Raw genomic sequence first — 6,222 nt, forward strand, 5'->3', positions numbered from 1 at the left:
CGGTGGTCGACAAGATGCTCGAGATGGCCAAGGTCCAGAAGAGCGACTTCCTGATCGACCTCGGCTCCGGCGATGGCCGGATCCCGGTCGCGGCGGCGAAGAAGTTCGGGGCCCGCGGCTTCGGCGTGGACATCAACCCGCAGCGGATCGCCGAGGCCAACGCCAACGCCAAGGCGGCCGGCGTCAGCGACAAGGTCGAGTTTCGTCAGCAGGACCTGTTCAAGACCAAGATCTCCGACGCGACGGTGGTGACCATGTACCTGCTGCCGTCGGTGAACATGCAACTGCGTCCGCGCATCCTCTCCGAACTGAAGCCGGGGACGCGGGTGGTCTCCCACGCCTTCGACATGGAGGACTGGAAGCCGGACGAGGAGGCGGTCGCCGACGGCTCCAACGTCTATCTGTGGATCGTGCCGGCCCAGGTGCAGGGCCGCTGGCGGGTGAGCGGCGGCCAGGCCGGCGACATGAGCCTGGACCTCACCCAGAAGTTCCAGGAGCTGTCCGGGACTGTGACCATTGCGGGCCAGTCGAGGCCCATCCGCGACGGCCGGGTGCGCGGCGACACCCTGGCCTTCGCCTACGACAGCCCGTCGGGCCCACGGCTGTTCTCCGCCCGTCTGGCTGGAAACACGCTCGCGCCCGCGCCGCCGCCGCCGGGGTCGACCGGCCAGGCCGTGAGCGGCTGGAAGGCCGCCAAGGTCTCGTGAGCCGGTTCTGAGGAAACCTCGGGTGGAGCCACCGCGACCTTCGCCCCGCCCAGGGCTGTCGGCCCTGGACGGCGCGGCGATCGTCGTCGGCATCGTGATCGGGGTGGGGCTGTTCCGCTCGCCGCCAGTGGTGGCGGCGAACGTGCCCAACGAGGCGGCCTACGTGGCCGTCTGGGCGGCCGGCGGGCTGGTCGCGATCATCGGCGGCCTCTGCTACGCCGAGCTCGGCTCGGCCTTTCCCAGCGCCGGCGGGGAGTACCGCTACCTCCAGCGCGCGTTCGGCCGCCCGCTGGCGGTGCTGTTCGCCTGGGCGCGGGGCGCGGTGATCCAGACCGGCGCCATCGCCGTGGTCGCCTTCGCCTACGCCGACTACGCCCAGCAACTGCTGCCGCTCGGCCAGCGCGGCCCGGCGATCCACGCGGCCCTGGCGGTGGCGGCGCTCACCGGGCTCAATCTCGTAGGTCGCGGTGGGACCGTCGGGATCCAGCGCCTGCTGTCCATGGCGCTGGTGTTCGCGCTGGTGGTGCTGGCGCCGATAGTGGCGGCCGGCGTGGAGTTCGGCGTCCTGCCGGCCCCGCCCGCCTCGCCGCCCTCCGAGGCGTCGGGCGGCGCCCTGGGCCTGGCGATGGTCTTCGTGCTGCTGACCTACGGCGGCTGGAACGAGGCGGCCTACCTCGGCGAGGACCTGCGCGATCCTGGCCGCGACACGGTGCGGGTGATCATCTTCGGGCTCGGCGCCGTGGCCGCCATCTACCTGATCGTCAACCTGGCTTTCCTGGCCGTGCTGGGCCTGGACGGGCTGCGCGCCGCCGACGCGGTGGGCGCGGACCTGATGCGGGCGAGCGTGGGGGAGGGCGGCGCCTGGGGGCTGAGCCTGGCGGTGTGCGTCGCCGCGCTCAGCACCCTCAACGCCACCATCTTCACCGGCGCGCGAACTTCCTACGCTCTGGGGCGGGACGTGCGGATCTTGTCCTGGCTGGGCGGATGGCGGGCGGGCGGTGAGAACCCGGCGCCGGCGCTGTTGCTGCAGGCGGCCGTGAGCCTGGGGCTGATCGCCTTCGGCGCGACCACTCGGGACGGCTTCCAGGCGATGGTCGACTACACTGCGCCGACCTTCTGGTTTTTCATGCTGCTGGTCGGGCTTTCGGTCATGCGCCTGCGGCGGACCGAGCCGAACGCGCCCCGGCCGTTCCGCACCCCGCTCTATCCGGCCACGCCGATTCTGTTCTGCGCCACTTCCGCCTACCTGCTCTATTCCAGCATCGCCTACACGGGCATGGGCGCGCTGCTGGGTGTCGCGGTGCTGCTGGCCGGCGGGCCGCTGGTCTGGGCTGTCCTGCGCGATGAAGCGGATCACAACCGCAAGGCGCCGGCGCAGGGCGAGTGAGGGGCTCGCTTCCCTTCGCAGCGCTTCGGGCTAGATAGGGCCATGCTCTACCGCCCCCTGGGCCGCACCGGCCTGACGGTCTCCGAGATCGGCCTCGGCTGCGCCAGCTGGTGGGGGATGAAGGCGTTCCCGGAGGCCGAGGCCTGCGCCCTGGTCCACGCCGCCATCGACCGCGGCGTCACCTTCTTCGACACAGGGGGCAGCTACTCTCACGGAGAGGCCGAGCCCCGGCTCGGGCGGGCCCTGGCGGGGCGGGCGACCGATAGGCTGGTGATCGCCACCAAGGCCGGCACCTATCACGCCGGCGGCGGGCGGATCGCGCGGGACTTTTCGCCTGCGGCCGTCGCGGTCAGCCTTGAGCGCAGCCTGCGCAACCTCGGGGTTGAGGCGGTGGGGCTGCTGCAGCTGCACGGGCCCGCCGTCGGCGAACTGACGGACGAGCTGCTGGCGACGCTGCAGGGGTTCAAGGACCGGGGCCTGAGCCGCGCGGTGGGGCTGAACAGCTTCGACCCGCGCGTCATCGAGCACGCCCTGACGCTGCCGGTCTTCGACGTGGTGATGGTCGACTACAACGTGCTGCGCCCCGAGCGCGAGCCGCTGATCGCGCGGGCCGCGGCGGCGGGGAAGGGGGTGCTGGCCGGCATGGCGCTGGCCATGGGCCACACCGGTCGCCAGGTGCTGAAGCTGCACTCGCCGCGCGACGTCTGGTACGCGCTTCGCGCCCTCAAGAACCACCGCGCGGACGTGGCGCGGGGCGCGCGGTTCGGCTTCCTGCACCGGCTAGAGGGGATGACCGGCCCGCAGGCGGCGCTGGCCTATGTGCTGGCCAACCCGAATGTCGCCTGCGCCGTGGTCGGCACGACGCGGATGGCGCATCTGCTGGAGAACCTCGGCGCGTCCGGGCGGACGCTGAACCCAGAGCTGCTGGGCCGGATCCGCGCCGCGCAGGGTTGACTTCCGGTAAGGCAAGCCGCCGCAATCGCCCCAGAAAACAACGACAACGGGGAGACGCCGATGAGCACGCTCGACGAGGCTCTGGAGGCTGCCCACCTTCCTTCGCTGGTCGTGTGCCTGGTGCACCTGACGGGCGACCCTTCGTGGCTGAAGCCGGAGTGGAAGCCCACTTACACGCCGCTGTCGCGCGGCGACACCGGCCTTTCGGCCGAAGAGGAAGCGAAGATCCGCGCCGCGGCCAAGCCGGTGATCGAGGCCTGGCTGGCGGGCGACAGGACCCTTCCGCCCCCGCCGCCGACCGATAGCGTCCGCAGGATGATGGACTTCGTCGCGGGGGCCGAAATTCCGGAGGGCTACGCGGACTTCCTGATGGACGAGCTGGCCCTGGGCGGGGAGAGCTCCAAGGATCCGAAGTGGGACGCGCCGCCGCTGAAACAGGCGAGCCGGCGGCTGAAGGTGGTGGTGATCGGGGCCGGCATGTCCGGCATCCTGGCCGGGATCCGCCTCTCCCAGGCCGGCGTCGACTTCACCATCCTGGAGAAGAACCCCGAAGTGGGCGGCACCTGGTTCGAGAACACCTACCCGGGCTGCCGTGTAGACTCCTCGAACCACATGTACAGCTACAGCTTCGAGCCGAACCACGCCTGGCCGCAGCACTTCTCCACCCAGCCGGTGCTGCTGGACTATTTCCGTAGCGTCGCCGACCGCTACGGCCTGCGCGAGAAGATCCAGTTCCGCACCACGGTCGAGGAGATGACCTGGGACGAGGGGCGGGGGCTCTGGCGCGTCAAGGCGGTGGACGCCGACGGCCGGGACGTCAGCCTCGAGGCCAGCGCGGTGATCTGCGCCGTCGGACAGCTGAACCGGCCGCGCTATCCGGACATCCCCGGCCGCGAGAGCTTCGAGGGCGTGGCCTTCCACTCGGCCGAATGGCGGCACGACGTCGACCTGGCGCGCAAACGGGTGGCGGTGATCGGCACCGGCGCCAGCGCCTTCCAGTTCGTGCCGGAGATCGCGTCTTGCGTGGCCAGCCTGAAGGTCTTTCAGCGCACGCCGCCCTGGTGCTTCCCGACGCCCCACTACCACGAGGACGTGCCGGAGGGCTTCAAGTGGCTGCTCGAGCACCTGCCCTACTATGACAAGTGGTACCGCTTCTTCCTGTTCTGGATGGTCACCGACGGCCTGCTCCCCGCCGTGAAGGCCGACCCGGCCTGGGAGGGCCCGCCGAGCGCCGTCAGCGCCGCCAACGCCATGTTCCGCGAGATGATCGCCCAGGCCCTGGCGGGCCAGGTGGCTGACCGGCCGGACCTCGTCGATAAGGTGGTCCCCAGCTACCCGGTGGGCGGCAAGCGGGCGCTGCTGGACAACGGGGTGTGGCTGGCGGCGCTCAAGCGCGAGAACGTCTCGCTGGTCACCGACCCCATCACGGAGATCACGCCCAGGGCGTTGAGGACGCAGGACGGCGCCCTCCACGAGGTGGACGTGATCATCTACGGCACCGGTTTTCACGCCAGCCGGTTCCTGTGGCCGATGAAGATCAAGGGCCGGGAGGGACGCGACCTGCACGAGACCTGGGGCGGCGATCCCAGGGCCTACCTCGGCATGACCACGCCGGGGTTCCCGAACCTGTTCATGATCTATGGGCCCAACACCAACATCGTGGTCAACGGCTCGATCATCTTCTTCTCGGAGTGCTCGGTCCGCTACATCCTGGGCTGCCTGAAGCTTATCGCCGAGACCAGCGCCAAGGCTTTGGAGCCGAAGCGGGAGGTGTTCGAGGCGTTCAATCAGCGGGTCGACGAGGCCAATCGGCTGATGGCCTGGGGCTCGCCGAACGTCACCAGCTGGTACAAGAACGAGGCCGGCCGGGTCACCCAGAACTGGCCCTTCGGCCTGGTGGACTACTGGCGCGCAACGCTCGAGCCGAATCCCGACGACTTCGTGCTGGAGAGGGACCGCGAGGCCGCCGTCGGTTGACCCCGGCCGCCCTCGGAAATGCCGGCCCGTCGCATGTGTTCGGCGACTGAGCGCCCATCGATCGTGCAGGTCGCCACGACCCGGTCCCAGGACCGCTTCTCGGCCTTACAGGTCGCCTGCTTGCCCTGGGCGATGCGGGAGAGCGCGGCCTTGGCTGCCGGGCCTTCACTGGAGCTGATCTCGGGGGCGTAGAAGTCGGCCACCCGCACCTCGACCCACTGGTCTTTCCGCGGGCCCGTCGCGACGCAGAGGGAATCTCCGTCGCCCACATAGGTCACCTTGCCGGAGAAGGTCGCCCCGCGCTTTAGGCCGGCCGGCATCGGGCCCTTGTCGGGTATGGCGGTGCAGGGATCGGCATGGGCGGCGGCGGCGCTTAACAGGAGCGCGGCGAAGGCGGCGAGGGCGGGACGCAACATCCCGCCAAGGTCCGCCGGCAGGGTTAACGAGACCTTGCCGCGAACGGAGGGTCAGTTGGGTTCGACACGCACCAGCGCCGGCCTGCTGGTCTGGCGTCGCGGAGAAGGCGGTATCGAGTTCCTGCTCGCCCATCCCGGCGGCCCGCTGTGGGCGAAGCGCGACGCCGGCGCCTGGATGATCCCCAAGGGCGAGATCGACGAGGGCGAGGATCCGCTCGCCTGCGCCGTCCGCGAGTTCGAGGAGGAGGTGGGTCAGGCGATCGCCGGCCCGTTCGAGCCGCTCACCCCCATCCGCCAGAAAGGCGGCAAGCGCGTGGTCTGCTGGCTGGCCGAGGCCGACCTCGACCTCGCCGGCTTCCGCAGCAACACCTTCCGCATGGAGTGGCCGCCGAGGTCCGGCCGGATGATCGAGGTCCCAGAGATCGACAAGGTCGCCTACTGGCCCGCGGAGGCGGCGATGTCCAAGCTCCTGCCGAGCCAAGCGCCGCTGGTCGTCGAGGCGCTTGCGCGGCTCGGACCTTAGCTATCTCCGATCATTCCCGCGAAGGCGGGAACCCATCAGCAGCCGCTGAGTCGGTTTCGGTCTCCACTTTCGCGGGGATGAGCGAACTGAGATCTGGGGATTCGGCCCTTAGGCCTGATGGCGCGAGTGACGGGGCTCGAACCCGCGACCTCCGGCGTGACAGGCCGGCGCTCTAACCAACTGAGCTACACCCGCGTAGGCGCTCGCTAGAAGCGAGGGCGGTCTGATAGGCGCCGCCTTGCTTTTAGTCAACGGGAG

Annotated in this window: 6 protein-coding genes and 1 tRNA gene; 5 read left to right on the top strand and 2 right to left on the bottom strand. The window is 70.2% G+C overall.

Annotated features, from left to right (window positions below; all coding sequences use genetic code 11):
- The 4 genes from VHK87_RS10025 to VHK87_RS10040 all read left to right on the top strand — a co-directional run.
- A partial coding sequence (locus VHK87_RS10025) for a class I SAM-dependent methyltransferase (protein WP_329634756.1) occupies window positions 1–707 on the top strand: 707 nt, incomplete at its 5' end.
- Between the two features lie 22 nt (window positions 708–729).
- Window positions 730–2,094, top strand: a complete 1,365-nt coding sequence (locus VHK87_RS10030; RefSeq protein ID WP_329634757.1) for an APC family permease — start codon at window positions 730–732, stop codon at window positions 2,092–2,094.
- 42 nt (window positions 2,095–2,136) lie between these two features.
- Window positions 2,137–3,048, top strand: coding sequence for an aldo/keto reductase (locus VHK87_RS10035; protein ID WP_329634758.1), 912 nt, complete (start codon window positions 2,137–2,139; stop codon window positions 3,046–3,048).
- Window positions 3,049–3,108: 60 nt separating this feature from the next.
- A complete protein-coding gene (locus tag VHK87_RS10040; RefSeq protein ID WP_329634759.1) occupies window positions 3,109–5,025 on the top strand; it encodes an NAD(P)/FAD-dependent oxidoreductase in 1,917 nt (638 codons plus the stop codon).
- On the opposite strand, the gene VHK87_RS10045 is transcribed toward VHK87_RS10040, so the two are convergent.
- Entirely contained in the window at window positions 4,950–5,441 is a 492-nt protein-coding gene (locus VHK87_RS10045) for a nuclease (protein ID WP_329634760.1), read from the bottom strand. The genes VHK87_RS10040 and VHK87_RS10045 overlap by 76 nt on opposite strands.
- Before the next feature lie 55 nt (window positions 5,442–5,496).
- On the opposite strand from VHK87_RS10045, the gene VHK87_RS10050 reads away from it, so the two are divergent.
- Window positions 5,497–5,964: an NUDIX domain-containing protein gene (locus VHK87_RS10050; RefSeq protein ID WP_329634761.1), complete on the top strand. Its 468-nt coding sequence runs from the start codon at window positions 5,497–5,499 to the stop codon at window positions 5,962–5,964.
- A gap of 118 nt (window positions 5,965–6,082) precedes the next feature.
- Here VHK87_RS10050 and VHK87_RS10055 read toward each other — a convergent pair.
- Window positions 6,083–6,159: transfer RNA gene (locus VHK87_RS10055), tRNA-Asp, on the bottom strand.
- Between the last annotated feature and the right edge of the window lie 63 nt (window positions 6,160–6,222).

It is taken from the genome of Phenylobacterium sp., assembly GCF_036263695.1.
In the GTDB taxonomy this organism is placed as follows: Bacteria; Pseudomonadota; Alphaproteobacteria; order Caulobacterales; family Caulobacteraceae; genus Phenylobacterium.